The sequence below is a fragment of the Psychrobacillus sp. FSL H8-0483 genome, from assembly GCF_038637725.1.
GTDB lineage: Bacteria > Bacillota > Bacilli > Bacillales_A > Planococcaceae > Psychrobacillus.
In genome coordinates this window covers 4,010,055-4,034,934 of sequence record NZ_CP152052.1, presented here as the reverse complement: position 1 = coordinate 4,034,934, position 24,880 = coordinate 4,010,055, and the positions used below count along the sequence as shown (strand labels likewise).

The window sequence follows — 24,880 nt, the reverse complement described above, 5'->3', positions numbered from 1 at the left end:
GGGTTATGTATGAAATCTAATTGGACAACAGAGCTTGTAAAAAGCTATATGGAGCCACATCGAAATGAGGAAAATGCAATATCGATGGCAAAATATATGAAAAACAAGTTCCCGTTTTTAGGAATTAAAACTCCTGAACGCAGAATGTTATTTCGTGCACTAATAAAAGAAAATGAGCTTCCTCCATATGAAGAGTTATACGAGGTAGTATGGGCGATTTTTCAATTAGAGGAGCGAGAATATCATTACGTGGCAATCGAATTATTAGGTAAATATAAAAAGAACCTAAGAGTAGAGGATTTACCTTTTTGCTTAAAGTTAATGGAGAGTCACTCATGGTGGGATAGTGTGGATGCTATTGCACCTACTATTGTTGGAGACATTGTGAAATCCAATAGAGCAGAAGGAGAAACAGTGATGCTTGAGTGGGCTAAGTCTTCAAGTATGTGGACAAACCGGGCTTCTATTTTACATCAGCTAAAATACAAAAATGCTACGAATGAAGAGTTATTATTTGCAACAATTGATCGCCACCGTGCTTCCAAAGAATTTTTCATTCAAAAAGCAATAGGTTGGGTGTTAAGGGAATATGCAAAAACAAGTCCAGAAGTTGTTCGCCATTTTGTAGAAAGTACGCAACTTGCTGCTTTGAGCAAACGAGAAGCTTTGAAGCATATTAAATGAGAGGCTCAGTTAGATGATCATGTTGTTACCTGTAAATCCGCTCGCTTTCCGCGGACGAACTGCCAAGATAACTGTTGCCTAAAGTTGTAGGAAGGCGGAAAGACAAAAATTACAAAATTACCGAAAAAAGAGAGCGGGCTGTCCAATAAGCCCATAAATTGAAGCAGGTGTAGAAAAACGAGTCTTTTTCCACACCTGTTTTTTGTATAATTTTTATTAAGACTACTATTTTTTGTAGGCAATTGATTGTAGTGAAAGACGGCGACTCCAGCGGGAATAGCATGAGCTGAAGACCCCGCAGGAGCGAAAGCGACGAGGAGACTGAAGCCATGCCCGCGGAAAGCTTCCGTCTGGAACGGAAATCAATACATTGGAAAAGGGACCATCTCTCAGTCACTCACTATATGACTTTAGGGACAGCCTCCTCTCCTAAAAATAACACAGTAAAATGTAGCTAAAGTACATTCTATAGCAATCCGGAAACGTCTACGAACAGGTTTTGTACTTAAAGGGCGCTATGCACTTTTCTTATTTTGTATAAAAGTTTTCTGTATAGTATGGAGTGGATTGTTCATTAAACGCAGTACCAACTCCTAAGTTACGATAATCAGCACTTAGAATATTTTTACGGTGTCCAATAGAATTCATAAGTCCTTCATGAGCAAAAATGCTACTCGTTTGTCCGTAAGCTAAATTTTCTCCTGCATAGGAGAAGACTAAACCATCTTCTTCGAGACGATTGAATGGAGATTTGCCATTTAAATTTTCATGACTAAAATAATTATGAGTCGCCATATCCTCGCTATGTTTGCGAGCAGTGTCACTAACTGCCTCATCATATGTGAGTACAGAGAGTCCTCGAAGAACTCGAGCAGCATTTGTTAGATCAAAAAGTTGAAATTCAAATCCTTTTTTTAGTTCCTCGGAAGGTATTCCGAATGTACTTTGATGGTTGTTCTCTACTGATTTTTTTACAATTTGGATTGCAGTAATCGTGTTATTTTCATGTAGGTCATAAAAGAATGTTACATAGTTTTCATCGATTAGAAACAAATCATACTCCCCAGAATCGGGTAGTATATAGATAATATTTCCTTTCTTTAGTTTCTTTATAGGCTCTCCAAGTTTAGAGAGAATATCATCTCTCGTACTATCCATATTTAAGCCTAAAAAAGAAGATTCAGAAGGTTGATTTGTGAACATTGCATTCACTGTATTGTTTTTATCATACGAAACCATCATGAAATTTTGATAATTTTCATGATACGTATGCCACACTAAATTATATTCATTCAAACTTACTCGTTTGGCATTACCATGAATTTTTTCAATTTCACTTTTTTTCATGCCTATTGCCATTTGATCTAATTCAATGCCGTTTCCAGGAAGTTTTTCTTGATTGGAGGAAATTTTAGTGGCTGGCTCATCCTTAATTTCCATCCAGTATGCTTTTGCTTCATTCAAATATTGAGCTACTTCAATAGAATCGATCCATTCATCTATAGGCTCGAGAAAAGAAAGGTCAACATATTTAACAGAATACTCTTCCCAAAGTGGCCTAGAGAAGAAAATCGCTAAAACGAAAAGGAGAAGCCAGCCTATTTTTCTCATAAGATTTAACCTCCAAACTATTTACTAATTTCCCCACATACAATCCGCTTTCCAGAATTCCCAGCGGGATCTGTTTTATAATCATCAGCATTTTCATGAATAATAATAGCGCTACCATCTGCATCTAATAATGAATTACTTTTCCCTGCAGTTAATACAACTGCTGGTGAAATAGTTTCTAACTCTACTTTACCATCTTCGCCAACTTCTATGTTAGGCAAATCTCCAGCATGATAGCCTTTTGGATTTTGAAACCCATGCTCTTTTCCTTCGGGATTAAAGTGTTTTCCAGCTGTTTCAAAGCTAGGTTTTTCACATTTAGCCGTTTCATGGAAATGAATACCCTTTACACCAGGTGTTAATCCCTCCGCTTTGAGGAGAATATGGACTCCCTTTGGGTTTTCTGTAAGTGTTGCTTTTCCTACTTCTTTCCCTTCTGTATTAATCAATGAAACTTGCACTTGTTCATTTAAATTGGCATCTACAGATGGAAAATTACAACCACTTAGTAGAACCAATGCCAAAACTAAAATAATCATGTATTGTTTTTTCATTTTGTTCCCTCCCAAAATATTTGTCCTCTCAAGTCTTACCAAATACAGGGTTTATATACATACATACACAATAAAAATAAAGCTTCTATTGAAAGAAATTGTAGAAGTGGTTTAGTTTATAGGATAAAAAACACAACGTCAGACTTAATCCGGACGTTGTGTTTTTCTTTGACGCAATATAAAAATTACGAGTGTAACTGCTATTATTACACTAGATACTAAATACAAAATTTGATAGCCAAGCTGAGTAGCGATGATGCCGAGTACATAAGAGCCGATAGCTAGTCCCGTATCAAATAGTGTAAAAAACGTTGCCGTTGCATAGCCACTTCGTTCGTTCTTGGTAGATTGAATGGCAAGTGTTTGAAAGCTCGGTACAACTGCTCCATACCCTAAGCCGATAAAGGCCCCAGAAAGTAAGAACATAAATGGACTATTCATATACGCAAGTAAAATTAAACCAATAATAAACGAAACTAAACCGGGAATGACTATATACTTTGGTCCTTTTTCATCAAAAATTCTTCCCGTGAATGGTCTTGTTAAAAGCATAACTGCAGCAAAAACTGCAAAAAAGCTACTCGTGAGATGCAAGACCTCTTTTTCTTGTGAGTAGATCGATAAATAGGACAAAATACTTGCATAAGAAAATGCAACAAGACTTGCAATCAATGCAACTGGTACAGCTTTTTTCTCAAACAAGTCATTCCAAGTCATTTTTGTTTTAGCGGGAGGAACAGCAGGTTTGTTTTCCGCGGGTATGAATAACGAAGTCAATGCACCAAAGACAAGTAAAATACTCATTGTTAGAAACAATGCGTCATACGAGAAATATTGTACAACGGTTAAAGCGATAAAAGGTCCAACTACAACTGCTAAATTTGTAGACATTGTAAAATAGCCTAATCCAGCTCCGCGTCTAGAGACAGGGATATTATCAGCTGCAAGAGACCCACTTGCTGTTGTGACAATACTAAACCAAATCCCTTGTACAAAACGTAAAACTAATAAAATACTAAAAGGTTCGATAAAGTAATATAGAACTGTACAAACTAAGTAGAAAAACAAACTAATCCATAGCATTTTTCTCTTTCCAGCAATGTCTAATAGCTTCCCAGTAAAAGGTCGCATAATGATGGCGGAAATTAAAAAGATGGTCATAAGTAAACCAGCATCTTCATCTGAACGAGACAGGATGTCTGTTGCATAAAGAGGAAGTACGGAAACTAGACCATAGAAAATAATAAATATGGTGAAGTTTGTGCTAAACAAACTTATAAAAGGTTTGGTCCATATTGGTTCTTTCTTGTTCAACTGCGAAACTCCTTACTTTATTTTTTGTAAAAGCTCTAATAAGAGTTTCTCCTCTTCATTTGAAAGGTTAGAGACCATTCGATCTTCAAACTCCATCACAGATGCTTTTATTGCTGGGAAATCTTGTATAGCTCTTGCGGACAATTGAACAAATTTTTCACGTCGATCTTTTCCAGGCGTAATTTCTAACCATCCAAGATCAGCCAATCGATTAACTGTTCGGGTAATAGTGGGAGCTTCCACGTTTAAATATTTCCAAATTTGAGTTAAAGTCATTTTCCTATGTATTTGAATACAATTTAAAACAGACCATTGGGAAGAGTAAAGGTCGTGTTTTTTTAAAGTGATATTTACTTCATAGGATAAGAAACGTGATTTCTGAAAAAGTTCATGAATAAGTGGATTCATGTCTAATTGACCCCTTTAACAAGAATTAAATTTACCTAGCTAAATTTAATTTTACTCCGCGACTCGAAGGTTGTAAAGTAAAATAGAAAAAAGTGGTATCGATTTCAGGATACCATACTTCATACAGCCTCTAGTATTGACTATTGAAATTTTGTATATACTAAACAGAAAAATGTGAAAAGGGGAAAGTTAATAAAATGACAGAATTTCCTATTATACAAACAAATATATGGGACTCAATTTGGGCTGTACCGGTCGTCATAATTTTGACTGAAATATTAAAAAAAATATTACCTATTCGTCCCCAATACGTATCAACAGTTGCAACAATTATTGGACTAGTTATTTCGATTTTTATTAGCCATCCACATAATTTACCTGCTGGTATTTTCATGGGCTTTTTTTATAGTGGTGCAGCAGTTGGACTTTATGCTTCCCTAAAAACTTCTCTTAGAGCGTATCGAAATAGGCCATAAAAAAGGCGCACTAAAATGATTAGTACGCAATTGCGCTTTTCCTAGAAGCATTGAAAAGATGAAATTCTATTTAAATCTGTTCCATAATAAGTCCATCTACGTCCAGTCCATCTAAAGCCTGCTACAGATTGTCTTCCGACAAACGTAGGGAAGAACCAGAAAGAGTTTCCATTACGGAGCCAGATAAAAGTATTACGGAATAAGCAGCCTCTTATGGCACCAGGATCAACAGCGAAAGCACTTACAGACTGTTGCGGGACGAAGGATGGAGGTGGGCTAGTTGGAGCATTTCCTTCTGGGTTTTGCTGACCCGGAAACTGTCCTTGACCCGGGAATTGCCCCTGACCTGGGAACTGTCCAGGAAACTGTCCTTGACCCGGGAATTGCCCTGGGAACTGCCCTTGACCCGGGAACTGTCCAGGAAACTGTCCTTGACCTGGGAATTGCGGCATCCCTGGCATTCCAAAGGGAGGTCCCTGTTGGCCTTGGGGAAACGGAAATTGATTTGTCATAGTTATTATTCCTCCTTTCACTACACATTCAACATAGTATATGTGAGGAGGATTTTTGTGGAACGGTTATTATGATTGAATAAATTCGAGCGATTTTGTTAATAGTTGTTCGCTAGATAATAGAGCTTCTCCGCCGCCTTGAGCCATCGTATCATTGCCGCCACCTTTTCCATTGAAGAGAGGAAGCAAGCTTGTTATAAGTTCCTTCATACTTTGTTTCACAGAATTTCCTTTAGCCGCGACTATTTGTATGCGTCCATCATTTTCTGAAACAAGTAAACACAGTGTTTCGGGGGACTCTGCTACAAGTATTTTTGCTAGTCTTTGAAGTTCTTGAATAGAACGATTCTGGAAAGCCGACGTAATGATTGATCCTTGTTCTTTTTCTATTAATTCTTTTGCTTCGTATTTTAGAAGTACTTCCTTCAATTCCGATACTTGCTTATCTGTTGATTTCCCATTTTCTAATAAAGTTCTTACTGCCTCACCTAACTTTTCTTCAGGCGAGCTTAATGTGCTAATTAAATCTAGGATCACTTGTTGTTTTCGATGTAAATGTGTAATAACTCTCTCACCACATACGAATTCCACTCGAGTCAAATGTTTTTGCTTCTCTGTTTGTAAAATCTTAATGAGACCAACTTGTCCTGTTTCTTTTGGATGTGTACCTCCGCAAGCATTGTAATCGAATTCTGGAATAATGACGAGTCGGATATCCTCCTTCACAGTTGTTGTTTTTCGAAGTGCGAATTGGTCGAGCTCTTTTTCTGTAACCCACTTTGTTTCGATAGGATGATTTTCCAAGATGATTTGATTAGCGTGTAGTTCCACCTCTTTTAATTGTTGCTCTGAAACTGCACTAATATCTAAATCGATGGTCGCAGTATCTTTTCCTAAGTGGAAACTAACTGTTTTAAATCCAAAAAGATTGTCAAAAGCAGCGGTTAAAATATGTTGACCTGTATGCTGCTGCATATGGTCAAAGCGTCTTTTCCAATCGATTATTCCTTCCACTTCAAAGGTATTCTCAGGTAGCGCCTCTACAAGAAAGTGTCTTATCTCCCCATCTACTACCTCTACGTTCGTAACTGCAACACCATTTAGGTGACCAAAATCATGAGGTTGGCCTCCACCCGTAGGATAGAAAGCTGTATCTGAAAGGACAACATAATTCTGTTTCTGATCCACTATTTTTGCTGAAAATGATTGTAAATAAGCATCTTTATAATATAGTTTATTTGTCATTAGATTCTCTCCTCTTTGGATTGGATAGTTTTATACAAAATGCTGACAACCAATACATGCTTGGTGATTAATCACTTGTAGTGCATAATTGATTGCTTCTCCAGTATGTTCAAAAAAAGTGTTCTTCTCCTATTAATTCATAAATCTTACTTCGCTTAAGCTTTCCATCTATTTAGAAGATGCTTCTGTTAGAATACCATTTTGATTTTGAAAATGCTTCATGACATGCAGTAAATTTTCTTCAGCCGTTTATTTTTTTGTTCTTCTAATTCTTCATACATAGACAACGTATTGATTAAGTGTTTGTTGAAAAGCTCTCGTACAATTCTTAATTATCAATAGTATTTTTAGATGTTGTTTACTATACTTTAATTATCTGAATTTTTAATGAATGAGGTGCACTCTATGAATCAACAAGCACAAAATTATTGGAATAGTTTTTGGAAAGGAAAAGAAAAACCGTCATTTGTTACAGCATGGCAGTTTGGTGGAAATCCAGATGAACTAGCGCAGCTTGTTAAGAATGGAGTGAAATCCGCGACGTGCTCCGGGCATATATTTTACGAAATAGAAAAAGAGCCTCTACCTAAAGTAGATGACTATAGTATTATCCTTAATAGCAAAGATGAACCTATTTGTATGATTCGAACTTCCGAGGTAACCGTAATTCCTATGAACGAAGTACCCGAAGAATTCGCTTACGCAGAAGGTGAAGGAGACCGTTCATACAATTATTGGAGAAATGTACATATTAAATTTTTTACAAAGGAACTAGAAGAAGTAGGGTTGGGGTTTTCAGATGATATGCTACTCGTTTGTGAACGTTTTGAATTGATTGACATTAAATAATGGGGTGAGACTATGTTTAAGACAGTTACATTATATACAAATCAACTGAAACAGTTAAAAGGCTTTTACGGAAATGTGCTGGAGCTTACTATTCTTGCATCTAGTGATAACCATTTTGAGGTGTCGATTGGAACCTCCACGCTCATCTTTCGCGAAACTACTCAAGCAACCTTGTATCACTTTGCTGTTAATATTCCTGGTAATCAGTTCACTCTAGCGAAACATTGGGCAAAAGAGAGAGTTTCTCTAAATAGAGAAGATGCAGTAGACGAAATCTATTATGCTCGTTTTGAAGCGGATGCCTTTTATTTTGAAGATCCTTCTGGAAATGTGATAGAGCTAATTGCAAGAAGGAATGTAGATAAATGGAGTGATTTTAGTGTAGATTCTTTGCTTAACTTAAGTGAGGTTAGTATTACAACGTCTTTTGTAGATGAGGTGGGCGAGCAGCTGCAGGATATTGGTATTCCTGTTTTAGGTCATGTGAGCATAGTGCCAGAAGAACTAAATTTCTTAGGAAGAAAGGATACATTTATATTGTTAGTTCCTCCTCAGCGGAGATGGTATTTTTCAAAGAGAATGAGCGAAACATCTCCATTAAAAATAGAGCTAATACATGGCCCAGAGATTATAGTATTGAAAGATGGAAAAGTAATAATAGAGAAAAGCGACTAATTAGCCTTTGTTAAGTGTAATATTCGCTTTTTTTTATTTTGCATGAATCTTTAAAGCATGCATCGAGGAGGAATAAATTTTTACATTTTTCATTTCTATACCAAAAGGAACTGTAGTTTGTATCTAAAATTTTTAATTCTAGTGAGGTCTTTTTTAGTTAAGAACGACACATGTATAAATAGATTACAATTGAAATGTGGAAAGAAAATACATGAAAAAAGCAGGAGTAATTTGATGTGGAACAGAAAATGTAAAGAAGTAATAATTATAGAGCTCGCATTTATTACTTAAGTTGTTCCTGATCAATGGAAAATAAGAAGCTATACAAGGGGGAATAGGAATGGGAAATAATTTAATTGAGAAGATAGTCAATATACAAAAAGAAATTCAATTTTCGGGGTCTACGTTTGTTAAACAGGGGAAAACAGTACTTGCTCAGTCTTGTTTTGGTTACGCTAATCGTGCTGATCAAATTGAAAATGTAGTGGGAACGCGATATGGAATTGCTTCGGGATGTAAAATCTTTACTGCGGTTGCTATAGGCCAGTTAGTAGAGAAGGGGAGATTATCTTTCGAGACAAAGTTAAATGAATGTTTAGATCTATCGTTTCCTCATTATCATGAAGATATTACTGTACATCATCTTTTAACGCATACTTCAGGTATTCCAGACTACTTTGACGAAGAGACTATGGATGACTTTGAAGAGTTATGGATAGAAAAACCAATGTATCATATGCGACGACTTCAAGATTTTCTGCCGTTATTTCAAAACGAACAGATGAAATGTAATCCAGGGGAAAAATTTCACTATAATAATGCAGGGTTTATTGTGTTAGGTTTAATAGTTGAAAAGTTGAGTGGACTCGTTTTTACAGACTATATACAAAAATATATTTTTGAAAAAGCAGGAATGGAGAATTCAGGTTATTTTGCTTTGGATTCTCTACCTGGAAAAACGGCAATTGGTTATATTGATAACGAAGATGGTAGTTGGAAAACAAATATGTATTCACTCCCAATACAAGGTGGATCTGATGGTGGAGCTTTCGTAACTGTAGAGGATATGGAGTCATTTTGGGACTCTCTTATTAATCATAAACTCCTAAGCAAATCCACGACAAATAAGTTACTCACTCCTTATGCACAGGAAGAAGATGGGGACTATTATGGTTACGGTGTGTGGATAAAGAAAAAAGAAGAGAACGTCTATAAGTATCACGTAATGGGATATGATCCAGGAGTAAGCTTTCACTCCGCGTATTACCCTACTTCAGACATAAGAGTTGTAGTATGTGCAAACAAATCCAAAGGTGCCTATAAAGTTATGAGTGAAATAGAAAAATCCTGCTGACATATGCAGGATTATCACTTTCGATTTTTTCGCTCATTTCGTTGCTTTCGTAATAAAGAAAATGCGAGATATAGCATCGTAATTCCAAGTACAAATGAAAAAATGGAATAAAGTATAGTATTAAGTCCTTGTCCAAATACTAATAACAAAAGATAGAGTGGTACAATGATGTATATAATTTTTTCAGCACTTAGTTTCAATATGTCCTCTCCTTTACAACCGTTTCTTTTTTCATTATAACAAGAAAGCTCAGTTAAATTATGCCGTTGTTCTTTAAAAGAATATATTTTGTGACGGAAATCCGCGGAAAGCGAGCGGATTTTCGTCTATAACAACATTAACATTTAACAGAGCTAACAAGAAAAAAAGAAAATGGATTAATTTCTATTTAAAAATGCTAAACTGTATAAACGGAGGTGGACTTTGTGAATATAACATCCTACGAGGTTGAAAAAATAAAAGATCCGACAGGTATCATAGTGGGAGATCGATACGAACTATTATTGGGTATCGAAGTACCGGAAGATGACGAGTTATTTGACGAACAAAATTCATTAGATTTACGAGTTATTTTAGCAGTAGTAGAGACGGAAGAACGTATCGTGCAATACCATTTCTTAAACCGAAGCAACGGCAAAGTATTAGATTTTGCCTTAGAAGAGGAAGAAGAAGCAACCGTACTTGCTTTTTGTAAACAACATTATAACGAAGCAATATAATAAAAAAACCGAGAAGGCTAAGCTTCTCGGTTTTTCTATTTTTATAAAGTAATCCAATTCATTTTCAGGATGTCGCAATTAAAGTGTTCAAACTGGGCTTTTAGTTCCCTTCTTTTCTGAATTGAGGTAAACTTGATTGAAAAGATTTTACAATAAAAGGTGGCTATTTTGATGGAATTAACAAAATTAATGAAGCATATACCTATTTTAGAAGTCAAAAATGCTCAACATATAAATATCACAGGACTCGCATACAACTCACGTAAAGTAGAAAAAGGACAAGTATTTGTATGCGTAAAAGGATTCAAAACGGATGGTCATCAATATGCTGGACAAGCAGTTGAAAATGGAGCAGTAGCACTTGTTGTAGAGGACTTTATAGAAGGTTTAGCAGTTCCTCAGTATAAAGTGGAAAGCGGACGTCTTGCACTTGCGACACTTGCAGATGCGTTTTATGATCATCCAACTCGAAAATTAAAAACAATTGGAATTACTGCAACAAACGGAAAGACTTCTACTTCCTTTATGACCAATGCTATTTTAGAGAATCATGATCTGAAAACGGGATTAATGGGAACGGTTGTTGTAAAAATCGGTGATTATGCGGAGCCTTCTGAACTAACAACGCCAGAATCTCTTGATTTGCAACGTTTTTACGCGCAAATGGTAGAAGAAGGGGTCACTCATGCTACGATGGAGGTTTCTTCTTCTGCACTGGAATTAAATAGAGTAGGTTGTGTCGATTTTGATATTGTCACTTTAAATAATATTAGCCGTGAGCATATCGATTTACATTCGTCGTTTGAAAATTATTTTGAACATAAATCCAGTTTAATTCGCAATGCTGGAGCAGATAAAATTGCTATATTAAATCTAGATGATGCGTATTCAGCTTCGCTTGTGAATCAAACAAAAGCGAAAGTTATTACAGTTGGTGTAAAAGAACAATCTGCAGATGTTATTTGTACAAATTTGGATTTATCCACGGGACGAGCAAAGTTTACGGTAAATATCACGAAGGACTTAGCAACAGCAGACGTGGTTATTCCAAAACAACAATTTAACATAGAGCTTTCTACACCTGGTTTCCACTCTGTCTATAATTCAATGGTTAGCATCGTCATCGGATTATTATGTGAAGTGCCGGTGTCAACAATTCAAAATAGCTTATCTGAGTTTGTCGGGGTTGAACGTCGTTTTGAAATCATTTTTGAGGACGATTTTAAAATCATTGATGATCACTTCGCAAACAGTGGGAATATAGATATCACGCTTGGTACATTAGAAAAAATGGATTTTAACCGTGTTTCACTTGTGTATGCAATTCGTGGTGATCGTGGAGTTACGGTAAATAAAGAAAACGCAGAAGCAATTGCAAGATGGGCTCCTAAACTAGGAATTCATGAAGTCATTGCAACGCTTAGTCGGTCTCATGTTACACAAAAGGATGTCGTTTCAGATGCGGAGCTTGCAATATTTAAAGAGGTAATGGATGAAAAAGGAATAAGTGTTCATTTATATGAAGAATTGCCAGAAGCAATTGAGCATAGCCTGAACGAAATAGCGGATGGGGATCTTTTACTGCTAGCCGGTTGCCAAGGAATGGACTATGGTGCAAAAATCGCATTAGAACAATTAGAAACCATTCGACCAGACATGGACAAAAAGAAATTATTCCAACCACTTCAAAAGCGTGTAGCTGGAAATTCTTAAATATAAAAACAGACCGACAATTTTTAGTCGGTCTGTTTTTTTTAGTTAAAGTCATCTTCATTATCCTTCTCTACAACATGTTTAAGAATAGAAAGTTTGTTATTCCAAAATTGTTCGTAATAGGAAAGCCACTCTTTTAATTCTTTAAAAGACTCTGGGTGAAGGCGATATCTTTTTTCTCTACCAACCTTATGCCCCGACACTAATTCAGCTTCAGATAGAACATGAAGATGCTTTGCTATTGCGGTACGGCTCATTGAAAAATGAGAAGTAATCTCGGAAATAGGTAACTCTTTTTCCGCAAGTAATTTTAGAACTTCTCTCCGAGTGGGATCTGCTATTGCCTGAAAGACATCATATTTCTGTGCAGAAGAAGACACTTAGTTTTCAACAACCTTTCTTAGACGACCTTGAACAATACCTTCCCAGCCATAAGCCATTCTTTCACGAATTACAGCACTATCCTCATTGGGTTTTGTGATAATGTCAGTTGATTGTTTCCACCCACCATGAATAAGAGTGAACTCAGTTTTGTCACCAATCTCTTTTAAAATAAATGATACAATCCAACCATCTGTGTCCCAAATAAAAGAAAGTTTATTTGGAGGGTTTACTTCTGTTACTTTACAAGGTGATGGACCAAAAGGTGATTGAATGTGAAACTCATGTCCCAATTCTAGTTGGAAGTCATTTGGCATGAACCAGTCTGCTATACCTTCTGAAGTTGATACGGTTTCCCACACTTTTTGAATTGGTGCATTTATTACAACGGTTTGTATAATATCTTCTAGTTTATTTTCCATTAATACGCCTACTTTCTTAATAAAATAAAACCAAATGGTTTCGTTAAATTAATAATACGAAACCATTTGGTTTTATGTCAAGTGTCGCAGACATTCTGTTACCACTCGATATGTTCTGGATATTCTATATCTAGTCGTAAATCATGTATAGAGCATTTCGTTTTACTGGCTTCTGTCAGTACTTTTCTTTTAAAAGAATCGTATTCATTGTTATCGACAATAATATTATGAATGATAGCGGCAAAAGAGTTCGAACGCTGCTCTCTTGGCATTTCTATGTAAGATAAATTCAACGTATCAATATATTGAACGGCGTATTCCTGCACAGATGCATTTCGTGAAGAAACGGAGGAAAGGAAAAAGGTATACTCCTCTTTGGACATATTCTCCTTTAATCCTTTCGCGATAATGGCTTGAAACTTACGAGCATTTACGACATTTATATCATAATCTGTAGCTTCCTCCTCCTTTTTATAAAGTTTAATAAAATCATTAATTGCAACAAATGCGAAAGCAAGCTCAGGCCAGAGTATCTCCGCAGAATAATATATATTATTTTCAGGTGCGATAAAATCATGTGCTTTCATGGTTGCTTTATGTAACCCATTTGCAACAAATTCAACATTGCGTTCCCCTTGGTATGCATGACGCAAATCGTAGGCGATACTAAGTAGACGAATTCGAGCACCTTGCCATTCTAAATTTCGATCTTGGTTTCTTGTAAGATGATAGATCGTCGTACAAAGCTCATCTAAGTCCCAAAAATCCCCACTGATTAATGCTCCAGTTAGGTTTTCCGTATTTTTTAAAGCTAACATCCAATCCCCCCTCTTTGCTATTTCCTTTTTGGTGAATAGTTAAGTGTCGTAAACAATTCTTCTTTTTCAGTTGCTGTTAGTTCTCTCCATTCCCCAATGGCAAGACCTTCAATTGTAATGTTCATGATTCGTATGCGTTGTAGCCTTTTCACGGTAAAGCCGAGTGCAGAGCACATTCTTCTGATTTGGCGGTTTAAACCTTGTGTTAACGTAATGTTAAACGTATTTGGACCTACTTTTTTCACTTTACAAGGTAGTGTTTTCGTCCCTAATATGTTTACACCAGCAGCCATTTTTTCTAAGAATGTAACTGTAATTTTTTCATTGACTGTCACGACATATTCTTTTTCATGACTATTTTCTGCTCGTAGTATCTCATTTACGATATCACCGTCATTTGTTAGTAAAATGAGCCCATCTGAGTCTTTATCAAGACGGCCAATATGGAAAATACGAAGCGGATGATTAATGTAGTCAATAATATTACCTTTAATATGACGTTCAGTTGTGCTCGTAATACCTACGGGTTTATTTAATACAAGGTAAACTAAAGGCTGTTCCACGACAATTGGTTTTCCGTCAACCCGTACATCGTCGCCAGCCTGAACTTTACTTCCTAACTCTGCTACTTCGCCATTTATCGTTACTTTTCCTTCTAGGATCCATTTGTCCGCTCCACGTCTTGAAATAATTCCTGCTTCACTTAAAAATTTATTAATACGCATAATCGACACCTACTTTTCTTGTTGTAATAATTATAACAAAAATTGAAACTATTTTAGAGGAAAGAGCGTAAAAAAGAAAAGGAGTGAGCACATATGATCAATCAAAAGATAGAAGAGACATTCAGCTTACTAAAAAAAGCAGTAGGTTGGGGTGTGGACAAACGAGTGACATTATCGCTCGCAGGATATTACGTAATTTTAGAGAAAAAGTTTGATGAAAAAAGATTCAAGGACATGGAAGCCTGTATTAAAAAGAAAGCAGGAATATTTTCACCGTTGCGTTCTCATTTACATCCACTTTTTGTTGCTACACTAGATGCAGGGGGTCTAGATCCCGAGCAAGCAGTTGATCTTTTATTGGAAAAAGTAGAGGCGTTAAAAAAGTCTTCCTTTAAAGTAAATAGCTATACGTATCTCGCTGCTTTACTGATGTCCGATGAGAAAGAAGCTTGGGCAGAAGAGATGACACGTGCGCAGCAACTGATGACGGACATGAAAAAACATCATCGATTTTTAACTTCCAGCGATGATTATCCATATGCGATGTTTTTAGGAAAACTAGATGGAGATACGGTAGTTCGTGCAGAATCGATGAATCGCTATTATCAAGATCTGCGAAATCATAAGTTTTATTCAGGAAACGAATTACAGTGGATGTCACAAGTCTTAACATATTCAAGTCCTGATTACGATGAAGATTTGGTGGCAAGAGCTGTCATTATTCGAGACGGCTTAAAAAGCGTCAAAATAAAAACTAATGGATCCCAGTATCCAATGATCGGATTTATGGCAGTGTTGAAAATGACTGAAGAACAACTAAATGCAATCGTTTCAACCTATGAATCATTAGCAAGCATGAAATTATTTGCGTGGTACAAGGAAAGCGCATTCCCAATAGCGCTAGGATGGGAAATGAGATCGTCAAAAGATACCTATACAACAGCAGCAATCTCAATGGCAACTTCCCTTGAAATGCTTCTTCAAGCGCAGCAAGCAATGATGATTTCTGCTATTGCAGCAACAAGTGTGGCAGCTACGTCTTCGGACTAGAACTAACCATCATGGTATACTCAAAGTAATGAAGGAAAGACTAATGATATCGAGTTTGAAGAGCGACATCGCAAGGGATTAAAATTGTGGTCAGTCGGTAGTTTGTGATACGGACACTCACATCAACTGTATTAACAAATGTGAAATAGGACATGACGATAGTGTGTAATGAAGTTTTTGCACCGATATTTACTATAATGCCTTATAATAATAAGAGGAAGCAATAGCGCTTGTAAATAATTTAGAGTCTGGATTACATGTAGAGATTTAGACAATAATATTTATAGTAGAGATTAAATTAAATAAGAAATACAACTAGAGGAGTTATGCATAATGAATACAAATCCGATGAGCCAATCAAGAACTATCCAAACCCATTTAATTCTTCCACCAGACACGAACCATCATGAAACAATCTTCGGAGGAAAAGTACTGGCATATATAGATGAAATTGCAGCAATTACATCGATGAAACATGCAAAGACAGGAGTAGTTACTGCTTCTATTGATTCCGTTGATTTTTTATCACCTGCAAAAGTGGGAGATGTTATTGAACTAGATGCGATTGTTTCTTCAACAGGTCGTTCTTCCATGGAAGTATATGTTCGAGTAACATCGATGAATCCCTTAACTGGCGAAGAGAAGTTAACAACCGAATCTTTTGTAACGATGGTTGCAGTAGATGAAAGTGGTAGACCGATTCCTGTACGCGGTATTCACCCCGAAACAGAAGAAGAAAAACGTCTATTTGAATCAGGTCCTGCTAGACGCACACACCGAAGACAACGCTTAGATATGAAATACTAACCAAGTGGGAAGTGACTAAGTGCTAAAACAACTGGATGAACTGTATAAGTATCTGATGATTATGTTACTTGCTATTTATCTAATCAACTCTATCTATTTACAGGAAGTAACCATTACTTTCATCGCAATTATACTTGTTATTATTTTGGAACTAATAAAAAACCGACACCATATTAAAAAGTTATCTAATTCTTTGCTAGCAATTATAGGAATTGTGTTATTAGCGGGTATCACAGGAATTATTTATATGCTAGTGATGTTTCAAATTTTTTTAGATACATTTGGCTTGCCGCAAGCGTTCGAGACAGGATTAATTATCCTGTTTATGCTCATGGGCTTATATGTGCTTTGGTATTTCTTGAAAAAGATTTTTAATCATGCTGTAGTAAAATAATAAAAGCCCTTCCAAAGTTATGTATGTAACTTTGGAAGGGTTTTAAGGTTTTCTATGAAACTTTTTGATCGCTTGCCCGTAAGCATTTGAAGAGGTGATAAACATGAAACATCTATACGAACGAAATGCAAAATACGCAAAGGTTGGATCCTTAATTGGGCTGGTAGTATACATAGCGATATTATTTGTTTTTAGGGATGGCATGTGGAAGGACTATGAAACGCATCTTGTATTGGGGATAACTTTATTTATTATGTATAGTTCTTCTTTTTTCTTTCAAAGTGCGGCGGACAAATTACCGGACGAGCAAATAGTCGATAGTCAGTATTTCTCCGCTGATTTTCCAGTTAAAGAACTTAACTTTCAAAGAGATATATCATTCATTCCTCAAAGTTACTTAGTCTCTGGCATGGGAGAACGACTCTATAAAATTACACCTTCAGAAGATCATCAACTTATTCGAAATTTATCTGCGTTTGCTATTTTTCAAGGAGGTATGTTTTTTCCTATTACATATGAATTAAAAACAATAGATGGTAAGCTTGTAAGTCAATTTACATTTAAAAATAAATTAAAGTTTATTCAGCTAAAAGTGTATGATCATACAAAAACTCATATATCTACTGTCGTCATGCCTACTGTATCTGTTAAAAATAGAGCTATTATTTTTGATGCAAACAATGAAAAAACGCATGAAATGGAGGCGAAAAGTATGTATGGAGATATTGATGTCAATGATTCTAGTGGGAAACGGTTAGCAACATATCGTTTTGGTATATTTCCGTACGCCACTCATCCCGCATTTGAAATACAGGCGTATAACGTCCACGTATCGCTTTCACCCGATTTGTCACATACAGAAAAACTAACTTTTGCAGCTTTATTTTACAGTTGGACGGGCAATCAATAAATAAAAAAGGGAAAAAGCTGGTGAAATTCATAAATAGTTCGGTTGTGGAGTAGAAAAAGTGATTTAACAAGGCAATGAACCAATAAAACAGCACCCGTTTTAGTTACTAAATCGCACAATAAAACGCAGGGGTTTTGAACTCCTGCGTTATTTTATGTTGTTAAATTAATGCTCCCTTTACTGGAATAACAGATGCGATCCAATACTTTTTTTACAAATGCTTGCATTCTTCTTTACTCCCACTTGGTCGACTGCTCATTACTAATACTGTAGCTCAGCTTCTCCAAAGGATTGTTCCATGTCTAACAAGCGTTTTCTTTCAGTCTGAAATTCTTTTGCATTACTACTTAATCTCGATTATCTTTTAGGAAGGTAATTTATCATAAAAAGTACCCTTAAAAAGTAAAGTGATGTCACCTATTACACCTATACAAAAAAAGATGAAATAATAACTTGCTTTTGTAACTTCTTTGTTGAAAAGCTCTTGAAATGCTTGGATAAATATTTGTTCAAATTTAAACCAGCTTAGAATCCAAGCAATTATAAGAAAGACAACGATGGTCATTATTAATATACCTCCAATTACTTTCCTCTAACCAACAATTTCACTGCATCCAAGCATTATTAACCATAAGGAGGATAATCATTAAGTTTAGGAAAATCAAAAGAAATTGCTCACCTTCTACCTTGCCATTTTACAATTTTTTCCCAATTATATCTATCATACCAACAAAAATAATAAGGCGGATTCCTATACGAATTGCCCGCTAATTAACCTGTTACTTTACGTTTTCTCCCTCTGAACCTATGAAATTCCTGTTTTTTAATGTGCTTTATAATTATAAATCGGTTTAATGACTTCCAGCACATCAACTGTATCATCAATATGAGATAGTATATCTTTCATATCTTTATATGCAAATGGAGATTCATCCACCGTGCTTGCTACAACAGAGGTACTCCAAACATCCTTCATAGTAGCTTGAAAATCTTCCAATGCGACAATCTTTCTGGCTTGTGAACGACTCATCAATCGCCCTGCACCATGGGGGCCAGAATAATTCCAGTCAGGATTTCCTTTTCCACGACATATGAGCGAACCATCCCGCATATTCATTGGAATAATGACGATTTCCCCTTCTTGAGCTGAAATAGCACCTTTACGTAATATCATATGATCTAAATCAATGTAATTATGAATGGTGTCGAACTCAGATTCTATATCCCAATTCATGCCTCTGCAAATTACTTCAACCATTGTTTTTCGATTGTATGCTGCATACTTCTGCGCAATAGAGAGATCGAATAAGTAATCCTTCATCTTTTCTCCCTCTACATACGCAAGATCTTTTGAAACAGCGTTTCCAAGCGTTTGATGTGCAACTTGTTGATAATGCTCAGCAATTTGTTTTCCTAGATTTCTGCTTCCAGAATGAATAACTAAATAAATTCTTCCATCCTTTGCTTCATTTAGTTCAATAAAATGATTTCCGCCGCCAAGTGTACCTAAACTTAACCGAGCTCTTTTTTCATTAATGGGAGCAGCGACTTCAGCGAAAGGTATTTCTATAGTGTTGCGATGTTCCTTTTGACGAATGCGAGTACTACTCGGCACATTTTTCTTAATGGTTTTGTCTAATTTTTCAAAGTCAATATGTTCCTTTTGGACATCCAGTTTTGCACAAATCATTCCACAACCTAAATCAACACCAACAAAGTTAGGGACAACCTTATCTGTAATTGTCATGGTTGTTCCGACAGTGCAGCCTTTTCCTGCATGAAGGTCGGGCATCATTCTTATTTTCGTATCTTGTAAAAAGGGTAGATTACAAAGCTGCTCTACCTGTAGCTGTGCTGTATCTTCAATCGTATCTGTAAAAACAATGGCGTTATTATATGTTCCTTTTATTTCTATCAAAATTTCACCTCTTTATATAATGGGTTTGTTAAATAAGGCTGTTGTTTTTTAAAGGCATATATTTTGTGATGAAAATCCGCGAGGCTCCTGCATAATAGACATTCAACGGCTAACCAGTTCTAAAAATTAGTTTTTAAACAAATTAAACCAGCCTTTGTATTTAAACCAAGCAAGCATGGATAAAGCAATGAGAATCATTAGTGCCAACACTGCAAAATAACCGTAATCCCATTTCAATTCCGGCATATGCTCAAAATTCATCCCATACACACCAACGATAAATGTCAAAGGAATAAATACAGTTGAAACTATCGTTAGAATCATCATTATTCGGTTCATGCGACTAGCATTTATAGACACATGACTGTCTCGTATATCAGCAGTTAACTCTCGGTTAGATTCAACCATTTCCGTAAGCTTTAGTAAGTGATCGTATATGTCCGCAAAATAAGTTCGTTCCGATTGATGTAAATTTAACCGTTCCGAGTTCATTATTCGATAAAGCAGATCTCGCATGGGAATGATAGTACGGCGTAATCGAAGTAAATCACTTCGAAGATCGAACACTTGATTCATGGATAAGTGGCGCATATCAAATGTTAGCTGATCTTCAACTTCATTTAAATAATCTTCAATTTTATAAATGATAGGGAAGTATGCATCTACGACTTTGTCTACAATATGATAAGTTGCATGAATGGCACCACGGTCCCATCCTTTTGGACTTTTAATTATTCGTTCCCGTGCCTCCTCTAATTCATGCATATGTGGAAAATGGAACGTTACAACATAATCTTGGCCCACAAAAATATCTAGTTCTTCTGCTTCTAACGTTTCTTCATTAAAAGTATGTAAAACGAAAAAGGAATACCCATCATAAAAATCCACTTTAGGACGTTGAAGTCTTAGTAAGGAGTCTTCAATAGCCAATGGATGAAAATGAAAAAACGAACTAAGTAACAATTCCTCTTCCTTCGTTGGTTCACTAATATCTACCCAATACCATTCAAACGTCTTTTCCTTAATCCTTTCTAAAGGAAAATCATTTATTATGTCGAAGTTAGCTGTAATCCCAAGTGTTCGAATCAATTCTAAAACCTCCCTCTTACCAAATCTTCTACTTCTATTATCCCATAAATTCTATGTTATAATAACGGTAAAAAAATAAGGTGGTCTAGCTATGTCTGAAAAGAATTATGAAGCACTTATAGCCGACAGGATTTTTGTTGGGGGAGTAGACGGAGTAGAGCCTCTTTTAGAAAATGAAAAAATTGATGTCATCTTTGATTTAAGAATGGCGAAAAAAGAGCATCCAGCAGAAGAAGTATGTATACACCAACCAATAGCAGACGAAGCGCCTCATCAAGACAAATCGATAAAAGCTGCAGTTGATGAAGTAGTGAAGGCGTATAAGGAAGGAAAAAACGTATACTTTCACTGTACATCTGGGGGAGGTAGAGCTGGCACTATAGCAGTAGCAACTTTAATGGAATTAGGCTTGGCGAAATCCATTGAAGAAGCAGAAATAAAAGCAAAATCGATTCGTCCGAAAATTAACGTCAAAGCAGATCAAAAAGCAGCTTTAAAAAGAATTTACAGTAATTAATCAATGAAAATGCCAAGAGAATGTCAATTCCTCTTTGGCATTTTTTTCGAGTCTAAGGAAACAAGAGATATTTATTTGCAATGAACTGAGGTGTTTGTCTAGCTTGTAAGGCAGATTTTTGCATTTACTAGTATAAGTGAAAGAAGGAGGTGATTTTATCATGAACCAACGTCCATGTCATTCATGCGGGCATCAAAAGGTAATGGGTCAATCATGTCATTGCCAGCAAGTACCTTGGCTACAACCAGCTGCTCAACCAATAGTATGTCCACCACAATATCGAGTTCGGGATACTTTTTTACCGAGAATGCAACCTGTTATCCATCCGTTTGTGAATGTGAATAGAGAACATGTTGTCAATGTCCCTCAGCATTTCTATACACAAACCAACGAAACCGTCCGTGTACCAGGATCTCAACAAGCTTATCCTATGAACAATCCGTGGCAACAAGGTGGATTCCAACAGCCGTTTCCACAACAACAAATGTTTCCGGGTCAACCTCGATACTAAATACAATGTGCAAAAGCGTGTCGTAGATTGCAAATGCCCTTTTTATAAGAGCATTTGCTTTTTTATTTGGCTGGGTAAAGTTACGCTGCTTTTTTTGAGAAGCATATATTTTGTGACAAAAATCTGCGAGACTCTTGCGGAAAAATGGGCTGCCAAGACCCCATAGCGGATTTGCGTCTATCGGCTACGCCTTTCGACGTAGAAAGGGCGCTGTGACCAACATCTTGGCAGTTCGTCCGCGAAAAGCGAGCGGATTTTTCATCTATAACACCATTATGGATCTTTTATTTTTTATTTTAATAAATATACCCACTTCAACTCTTCGAATATATTGTAATTTTCGGTATATTTTGATAAAGTGATAGTTATTCCATAAGTGGAAATAATTGATGTAAAAAACAGATGAATAGGGGGCGTATTATGAAGCTTTTTCTTTCAGTTGATATGGAAGGGATTACGGGATTACCAGACCATACCTTCGTAGACTCCAGTAAGCATAATTATGAACGTTCAAGACGTATAATGACACAAGAAGCAAACGCTATCGTGGAAGGGGCTTTATCGAAAGGTGTAAAAGAAGTGTTGGTAAATGACAGTCATTCTAAAATGAATAATATTTTAGTAGAGGAGTTACATCCAGAAGCTTCTTTAATCACAGGAGATCTAAAACCGTATTCAATGGTACAGTCTCTAGATGAAACATATATAGGAGCAGTTTTTGCAGGTTACCATTCAAGAGCTGGACAACCAGGTGTAATGAGTCATTCCATGATTTTTGGCGTTCGGAATATCTTTATAAACGAAGTAGTCATTGGTGAGCTTGGATTTAATGCGTATGTCGCAGGTTATTATGGTGTGCCTGTCATTATGGTTGCAGGAGATGACGGAGCTTGTAGAGAAGCAGAAGCGCTTATACCTGGTGTAGTGACTGCAGCTGTAAAACAATCTATTTCAAGGTCGGCAGTTAAGACATTGCATCCTCAAAAAGCCCAAGCGTTATTAAGAGAGAGAATAGCAGAAGCAATTAGTAAGCGTGATCAGATTCAACCACTCACTCCACCAAAAAATCCAGTATTGCGTATCGAGTTTGCAAACTATGGACAAGCAGAATGGGCAGCCCTCATGCCTGGCTGTGAAATTATAGAAGGGACGACGATAGTAAAGTTTGAAGCAATCGATATATTAGAAGCATATCGAGCGATGCTTGTCATGGTAGAGCTAGCAATGCAAGCGAAATTCTGTTAGGAGGAAGCTTTCTGATGACAAAGTATATTATTAAACGTTTTCTCATGATGATTGCAACAATCCTTATCATTTCCACTTTAACTTTTGGGTTAATGCACTCGATTCCTGGTTCTCCGTTTGACGGGGAACGAACCTCTAATCCTACCATTCAAGCAAACTTAGAAAAGTTTTATAAACTAGATGAGCCGATGTATATTCAATATTTATATTATTTAAAGTCTATCGTAACGTTTGACTTTGGTCCTTCTATTAAAAAGCCAAATGAAACAGTAAATGAATTACTTGCAAGAGGATTCCCTATTTCGTTCGAGCTTGGAATGGTTACGATACTCGTAGCATTACTATCTGGAATAATATTAGGTACACTAGCAGCGCTGCGGCATAACGGCATTATTGATTATTTAGCCATGACCTTCGCGGTTGTTGGCATATCTGTACCAAATTTTGTACTTGCAACGTTATTAATTCAACAAGTTGCAGTGAACTTGGAGTGGCTTCCTGCAGCTACCTGGAGCAGTCCGTTACATATGATATTACCTACACTTGCACTCTCTACGGGGCCAACCGCAATTATTGCTCGTTTAACGAGGTCCAGTATGCTCGAAGTGCTGACACAGGATTATATTAAAATGGCCCGTGCAAAAGGACTTTCACCACTAAGAATTGTAGTTAGGCATGCATTAAGAAATGCGCTTATGCCTGTCGTGACGATTATGGGTACGATGCTTGCTGGTATACTAACTGGCACCTTTGTAATTGAACGCATTTTTGCAATCCCAGGCATGGGGAAATATTTTGTGGAGAGTATTAATAACCGAGATTATCCAGTAATAATGGGTACTACAGTATTTTATAGTGCATTCCTAGTATTCATGCTATTTCTAGTGGATATTGTCTATGGCCTTCTAGATCCACGAATAAAATTACATCGAAAAGAGGGGGATGCATAATGACGAGTCCACAAGATGTGGTATCCCCACAACATGTAAAGGATGAATGGTTTCGTCCAAAACTAAAAGAACAGGGAAAGGCAGAGTCTGTAGTGAGACCTTCTTTATCGTATTGGAAGGATGCTTGGAGAAGGTTGCGGAAAAACAAGCTAGCGATGGCCGGACTTATATTCCTTATACTACTCACGCTGTTTGCTATTTTAGGTCCAATGTTTTCTCCATATGCTATTGACGAAACCAACTATCCAAATCAAAATAAAGCTCCATCAAGTAGCCACTGGTTTGGTACAGATGAGGCTGGTCGCGATGTTTTTACGAGAACATGGTATGGTGCTAGAGTTTCCTTATTTGTAGGCGTAATGGCAGCGCTAATCGATTTTTTCATTGGCATTATTTATGGCGGTATCAGCGGCTATAAAGGTGGTCGTGTGGATGCAGTGATGATGCGAGTAATAGAAGTGTTATATGGGCTTCCACATTTACTAGTTGTTATTTTATTGATGGTTGTGATGGGGCCAAGCTTAACGACCATTATCGTTGCGCTGACCGTGACTGGATGGGTAGGAATGGCTCGAATTGTGCGTGGGCAAGTATTGCAAATAAAGAACTATGAATTTGTGACAGCGTCCAAATCATTTGGTGCAAAAACGTCCAGAATTATTCGTAAAAACTTACTACCAAATACGATGGGACCTATTATTGTACAGATGACGCTTACCGTTCCAAGTGCCATTTTTGCAGAGGCATTTCTTAGTTTCTTAGGTCTAGGAATTCAAGCGCCTTTTGCAAGTTGGGGTGTAATGGCAAATGATGCATTACCCGTTATTTTATCTGGTCATTGGTGGCGTTTATTCTTCCCGGCATTCTTTATCTCCTTAACGATGTTTGCATTTAATGTGTTAGGGGATGGTCTGCAAGATGCACTTGATCCGAAGCTTAGGAGGTGAGAATTTATGAATGAACATCCATTAGCTAATTCTAAAGAGCTCAATAGTGGAAAAGTAGACGAAGTAGCAATAACTCTTCAAA

At 36.6% G+C, this 24,880-nt stretch carries 30 protein-coding genes; 16 read left to right on the top strand and 14 right to left on the bottom strand.

Going from position 1 to position 24,880, the window contains the following annotated elements:
• The first annotated feature begins 9 nt into the window (after positions 1–9).
• The gene (locus tag MHB48_RS19860) at positions 10–684 is read left to right on the top strand and encodes a DNA alkylation repair protein (RefSeq protein WP_342599525.1); all 675 of its coding nucleotides are present in this window, start codon (positions 10–12) and stop codon (positions 682–684) included.
• 528 nt (positions 685–1,212) lie between these two features.
• On the opposite strand, the gene MHB48_RS19855 is transcribed toward MHB48_RS19860, so the two are convergent.
• From MHB48_RS19855 to MHB48_RS19840, 4 genes are all read right to left on the bottom strand, one after another.
• A complete protein-coding gene (locus MHB48_RS19855) occupies positions 1,213–2,295 on the bottom strand; it encodes a CAP-associated domain-containing protein (protein ID WP_342599524.1) in 1,083 nt (360 codons plus the stop codon).
• Between the two features lie 17 nt (positions 2,296–2,312).
• Complete coding sequence (locus MHB48_RS19850) at positions 2,313–2,849, bottom strand: superoxide dismutase family protein (RefSeq protein ID WP_342599523.1); 537 nt, start codon at positions 2,847–2,849, stop codon at positions 2,313–2,315.
• Positions 2,850–2,993: 144 nt separating this feature from the next.
• The gene (locus tag MHB48_RS19845) at positions 2,994–4,163 is read right to left on the bottom strand and encodes an MFS transporter (RefSeq protein ID WP_342599522.1); all 1,170 of its coding nucleotides are present in this window, start codon (positions 4,161–4,163) and stop codon (positions 2,994–2,996) included.
• 12 nt (positions 4,164–4,175) lie between these two features.
• A complete protein-coding gene (locus MHB48_RS19840) occupies positions 4,176–4,571 on the bottom strand; it encodes a MarR family transcriptional regulator (protein ID WP_342599521.1) in 396 nt (131 codons plus the stop codon).
• A 197-nt stretch (positions 4,572–4,768) separates the two neighbouring features.
• Between MHB48_RS19840 and MHB48_RS19835 the strand changes: the two genes are divergently transcribed.
• Entirely contained in the window at positions 4,769–5,047 is a 279-nt protein-coding gene (locus MHB48_RS19835; RefSeq protein WP_342599520.1) for a hypothetical protein, read from the top strand.
• 41 nt (positions 5,048–5,088) lie between these two features.
• On the opposite strand, the gene MHB48_RS19830 is transcribed toward MHB48_RS19835, so the two are convergent.
• Complete coding sequence (locus tag MHB48_RS19830) at positions 5,089–5,559, bottom strand: transporter (protein WP_342599519.1); 471 nt, start codon at positions 5,557–5,559, stop codon at positions 5,089–5,091.
• A gap of 69 nt (positions 5,560–5,628) precedes the next feature.
• Positions 5,629–6,804, bottom strand: coding sequence for a DHHA1 domain-containing protein (locus MHB48_RS19825; RefSeq protein WP_342599518.1), 1,176 nt, complete (start codon positions 6,802–6,804; stop codon positions 5,629–5,631).
• A 405-nt stretch (positions 6,805–7,209) separates the two neighbouring features.
• On the opposite strand from MHB48_RS19825, the gene MHB48_RS19820 reads away from it, so the two are divergent.
• From MHB48_RS19820 to MHB48_RS19810, 3 genes are all read left to right on the top strand, one after another.
• The gene (locus tag MHB48_RS19820) at positions 7,210–7,653 is read left to right on the top strand and encodes an ASCH domain-containing protein (protein ID WP_342599517.1); all 444 of its coding nucleotides are present in this window, start codon (positions 7,210–7,212) and stop codon (positions 7,651–7,653) included.
• Positions 7,654–7,665: 12 nt separating this feature from the next.
• Positions 7,666–8,328, top strand: coding sequence for a glyoxalase (locus MHB48_RS19815; protein WP_342599516.1), 663 nt, complete (start codon positions 7,666–7,668; stop codon positions 8,326–8,328).
• 340 nt (positions 8,329–8,668) lie between these two features.
• Positions 8,669–9,682 carry a serine hydrolase gene (locus MHB48_RS19810; RefSeq protein WP_342599515.1) on the top strand — a complete coding sequence of 338 codons (1,014 nt, stop codon included), beginning with the start codon at positions 8,669–8,671 and terminating at the stop codon, positions 9,680–9,682.
• Positions 9,683–9,696: 14 nt separating this feature from the next.
• On the opposite strand, the gene MHB48_RS19805 is transcribed toward MHB48_RS19810, so the two are convergent.
• Positions 9,697–9,882: a hypothetical protein gene (locus MHB48_RS19805; protein ID WP_342599514.1), complete on the bottom strand. Its 186-nt coding sequence runs from the start codon at positions 9,880–9,882 to the stop codon at positions 9,697–9,699.
• A gap of 225 nt (positions 9,883–10,107) precedes the next feature.
• Here MHB48_RS19805 and MHB48_RS19800 point away from each other — a divergent pair, with 225 nt between their 5' ends.
• Both MHB48_RS19800 and murE read left to right on the top strand, forming a co-directional pair.
• Positions 10,108–10,401 (top strand): DUF6509 family protein, encoded by a 294-nt coding sequence (locus tag MHB48_RS19800; RefSeq protein ID WP_342599513.1) that lies wholly within the window; start codon positions 10,108–10,110, stop codon positions 10,399–10,401.
• Positions 10,402–10,572: 171 nt separating this feature from the next.
• Entirely contained in the window at positions 10,573–12,114 is a 1,542-nt protein-coding gene (murE, locus tag MHB48_RS19795; RefSeq protein WP_342599512.1) for a UDP-N-acetylmuramyl-tripeptide synthetase, read from the top strand.
• 41 nt (positions 12,115–12,155) lie between these two features.
• Here murE and MHB48_RS19790 read toward each other — a convergent pair whose 3' ends face one another.
• The 4 genes from MHB48_RS19790 to rluF all read right to left on the bottom strand — a co-directional run bounded on the left by MHB48_RS19790 (position 12,156) and on the right by rluF (position 14,460).
• Positions 12,156–12,494: a metalloregulator ArsR/SmtB family transcription factor gene (locus tag MHB48_RS19790; RefSeq protein ID WP_342599511.1), complete on the bottom strand. Its 339-nt coding sequence runs from the start codon at positions 12,492–12,494 to the stop codon at positions 12,156–12,158.
• Entirely contained in the window at positions 12,495–12,917 is a 423-nt protein-coding gene (locus tag MHB48_RS19785; RefSeq protein ID WP_342599510.1) for an SRPBCC domain-containing protein, read from the bottom strand.
• Positions 12,918–13,015: 98 nt separating this feature from the next.
• The gene (locus MHB48_RS19780) at positions 13,016–13,735 is read right to left on the bottom strand and encodes a hypothetical protein (protein ID WP_342599509.1); all 720 of its coding nucleotides are present in this window, start codon (positions 13,733–13,735) and stop codon (positions 13,016–13,018) included.
• Positions 13,736–13,752: 17 nt separating this feature from the next.
• Positions 13,753–14,460: a 23S rRNA pseudouridine(2604) synthase RluF gene (gene rluF, locus MHB48_RS19775; RefSeq protein WP_342599508.1), complete on the bottom strand. Its 708-nt coding sequence runs from the start codon at positions 14,458–14,460 to the stop codon at positions 13,753–13,755.
• A 93-nt stretch (positions 14,461–14,553) separates the two neighbouring features.
• Between rluF and MHB48_RS19770 the strand changes: the two genes are divergently transcribed.
• From MHB48_RS19770 to MHB48_RS19755, 4 genes are all read left to right on the top strand, one after another.
• A complete protein-coding gene (locus tag MHB48_RS19770) occupies positions 14,554–15,510 on the top strand; it encodes a DUF4003 family protein (RefSeq protein WP_342599507.1) in 957 nt (318 codons plus the stop codon).
• 333 nt (positions 15,511–15,843) lie between these two features.
• On the top strand, positions 15,844–16,317 hold the full coding sequence (locus tag MHB48_RS19765; RefSeq protein WP_342599506.1) for an acyl-CoA thioesterase: 474 nt from the start codon (positions 15,844–15,846) through the stop codon (positions 16,315–16,317).
• Between the two features lie 19 nt (positions 16,318–16,336).
• Positions 16,337–16,711, top strand: a complete 375-nt coding sequence (locus MHB48_RS19760; protein WP_342599505.1) for a hypothetical protein — start codon at positions 16,337–16,339, stop codon at positions 16,709–16,711.
• 103 nt (positions 16,712–16,814) lie between these two features.
• Complete coding sequence (locus tag MHB48_RS19755; protein ID WP_342599504.1) at positions 16,815–17,621, top strand: hypothetical protein; 807 nt, start codon at positions 16,815–16,817, stop codon at positions 17,619–17,621.
• 364 nt (positions 17,622–17,985) lie between these two features.
• Here MHB48_RS19755 and MHB48_RS19750 read toward each other — a convergent pair whose 3' ends face one another.
• The 3 genes from MHB48_RS19750 to corA all read right to left on the bottom strand — a co-directional run bounded on the left by MHB48_RS19750 (position 17,986) and on the right by corA (position 20,628).
• The gene (locus MHB48_RS19750; RefSeq protein WP_342599503.1) at positions 17,986–18,186 is read right to left on the bottom strand and encodes a hypothetical protein; all 201 of its coding nucleotides are present in this window, start codon (positions 18,184–18,186) and stop codon (positions 17,986–17,988) included.
• A 258-nt stretch (positions 18,187–18,444) separates the two neighbouring features.
• Positions 18,445–19,539: an RtcB family protein gene (locus tag MHB48_RS19745; protein ID WP_342599502.1), complete on the bottom strand. Its 1,095-nt coding sequence runs from the start codon at positions 19,537–19,539 to the stop codon at positions 18,445–18,447.
• A 126-nt stretch (positions 19,540–19,665) separates the two neighbouring features.
• Positions 19,666–20,628, bottom strand: a complete 963-nt coding sequence (gene corA, locus MHB48_RS19740) for a magnesium/cobalt transporter CorA (RefSeq protein ID WP_342599501.1) — start codon at positions 20,626–20,628, stop codon at positions 19,666–19,668.
• A 91-nt stretch (positions 20,629–20,719) separates the two neighbouring features.
• On the opposite strand from corA, the gene MHB48_RS19735 reads away from it, so the two are divergent.
• The 5 genes from MHB48_RS19735 to MHB48_RS19715 all read left to right on the top strand — a co-directional run bounded on the left by MHB48_RS19735 (position 20,720) and on the right by MHB48_RS19715 (position 24,798).
• Positions 20,720–21,145: a dual specificity protein phosphatase family protein gene (locus tag MHB48_RS19735; RefSeq protein WP_342599500.1), complete on the top strand. Its 426-nt coding sequence runs from the start codon at positions 20,720–20,722 to the stop codon at positions 21,143–21,145.
• A gap of 160 nt (positions 21,146–21,305) precedes the next feature.
• Positions 21,306–21,656, top strand: coding sequence for a hypothetical protein (locus MHB48_RS19730; protein WP_342599499.1), 351 nt, complete (start codon positions 21,306–21,308; stop codon positions 21,654–21,656).
• A gap of 420 nt (positions 21,657–22,076) precedes the next feature.
• A complete protein-coding gene (locus MHB48_RS19725) occupies positions 22,077–22,901 on the top strand; it encodes a M55 family metallopeptidase (protein ID WP_342599498.1) in 825 nt (274 codons plus the stop codon).
• 14 nt (positions 22,902–22,915) lie between these two features.
• The gene (locus MHB48_RS19720; protein ID WP_342599497.1) at positions 22,916–23,851 is read left to right on the top strand and encodes an ABC transporter permease; all 936 of its coding nucleotides are present in this window, start codon (positions 22,916–22,918) and stop codon (positions 23,849–23,851) included.
• Positions 23,851–24,798 carry an ABC transporter permease gene (locus MHB48_RS19715; protein ID WP_342599496.1) on the top strand — a complete coding sequence of 316 codons (948 nt, stop codon included), beginning with the start codon at positions 23,851–23,853 and terminating at the stop codon, positions 24,796–24,798. The genes MHB48_RS19720 and MHB48_RS19715 overlap by 1 nt, the downstream gene beginning before the upstream one ends.
• The last annotated feature ends 82 nt before the right edge of the window (positions 24,799–24,880 follow it).

What these genes read in the sequence shown, in the direction of transcription:
- MHB48_RS19720 (WP_342599497.1), top strand. Translation starts at nt 22,916, where the DNA reads ATGACAAAGTATATTATTAAACGTTTTCTCATGATGATTGCAACAATC.
- MHB48_RS19810 (WP_342599515.1), top strand. Translation starts at nt 8,669, where the DNA reads ATGGGAAATAATTTAATTGAGAAGATAGTCAATATACAAAAAGAAATT.
- MHB48_RS19730 (WP_342599499.1), top strand. Translation starts at nt 21,306, where the DNA reads ATGAACCAACGTCCATGTCATTCATGCGGGCATCAAAAGGTAATGGGT.
- MHB48_RS19780 (WP_342599509.1), bottom strand. Translation starts at nt 13,735, where the DNA reads ATGTTAGCTTTAAAAAATACGGAAAACCTAACTGGAGCATTAATCAGT.
- MHB48_RS19840 (WP_342599521.1), bottom strand. Translation starts at nt 4,571, where the DNA reads ATGAATCCACTTATTCATGAACTTTTTCAGAAATCACGTTTCTTATCC.
- MHB48_RS19750 (WP_342599503.1), bottom strand. Translation starts at nt 18,186, where the DNA reads ATGACCATCGTTGTCTTTCTTATAATTGCTTGGATTCTAAGCTGGTTT.
- MHB48_RS19785 (WP_342599510.1), bottom strand. Translation starts at nt 12,917, where the DNA reads ATGGAAAATAAACTAGAAGATATTATACAAACCGTTGTAATAAATGCA.
- MHB48_RS19725 (WP_342599498.1), top strand. Translation starts at nt 22,077, where the DNA reads ATGAAGCTTTTTCTTTCAGTTGATATGGAAGGGATTACGGGATTACCA.
- MHB48_RS19830 (WP_342599519.1), bottom strand. Translation starts at nt 5,559, where the DNA reads ATGACAAATCAATTTCCGTTTCCCCAAGGCCAACAGGGACCTCCCTTT.
- MHB48_RS19765 (WP_342599506.1), top strand. Translation starts at nt 15,844, where the DNA reads ATGAATACAAATCCGATGAGCCAATCAAGAACTATCCAAACCCATTTA.
- MHB48_RS19850 (WP_342599523.1), bottom strand. Translation starts at nt 2,849, where the DNA reads ATGAAAAAACAATACATGATTATTTTAGTTTTGGCATTGGTTCTACTA.
- MHB48_RS19860 (WP_342599525.1), top strand. Translation starts at nt 10, where the DNA reads ATGAAATCTAATTGGACAACAGAGCTTGTAAAAAGCTATATGGAGCCA.
- MHB48_RS19735 (WP_342599500.1), top strand. Translation starts at nt 20,720, where the DNA reads ATGTCTGAAAAGAATTATGAAGCACTTATAGCCGACAGGATTTTTGTT.
- rluF (WP_342599508.1), bottom strand. Translation starts at nt 14,460, where the DNA reads ATGCGTATTAATAAATTTTTAAGTGAAGCAGGAATTATTTCAAGACGT.
- MHB48_RS19835 (WP_342599520.1), top strand. Translation starts at nt 4,769, where the DNA reads ATGACAGAATTTCCTATTATACAAACAAATATATGGGACTCAATTTGG.
- murE (WP_342599512.1), top strand. Translation starts at nt 10,573, where the DNA reads ATGGAATTAACAAAATTAATGAAGCATATACCTATTTTAGAAGTCAAA.
- MHB48_RS19820 (WP_342599517.1), top strand. Translation starts at nt 7,210, where the DNA reads ATGAATCAACAAGCACAAAATTATTGGAATAGTTTTTGGAAAGGAAAA.
- MHB48_RS19770 (WP_342599507.1), top strand. Translation starts at nt 14,554, where the DNA reads ATGATCAATCAAAAGATAGAAGAGACATTCAGCTTACTAAAAAAAGCA.
- MHB48_RS19815 (WP_342599516.1), top strand. Translation starts at nt 7,666, where the DNA reads ATGTTTAAGACAGTTACATTATATACAAATCAACTGAAACAGTTAAAA.
- MHB48_RS19855 (WP_342599524.1), bottom strand. Translation starts at nt 2,295, where the DNA reads ATGAGAAAAATAGGCTGGCTTCTCCTTTTCGTTTTAGCGATTTTCTTC.
- MHB48_RS19825 (WP_342599518.1), bottom strand. Translation starts at nt 6,804, where the DNA reads ATGACAAATAAACTATATTATAAAGATGCTTATTTACAATCATTTTCA.
- MHB48_RS19755 (WP_342599504.1), top strand. Translation starts at nt 16,815, where the DNA reads ATGAAACATCTATACGAACGAAATGCAAAATACGCAAAGGTTGGATCC.
- MHB48_RS19715 (WP_342599496.1), top strand. Translation starts at nt 23,851, where the DNA reads ATGACGAGTCCACAAGATGTGGTATCCCCACAACATGTAAAGGATGAA.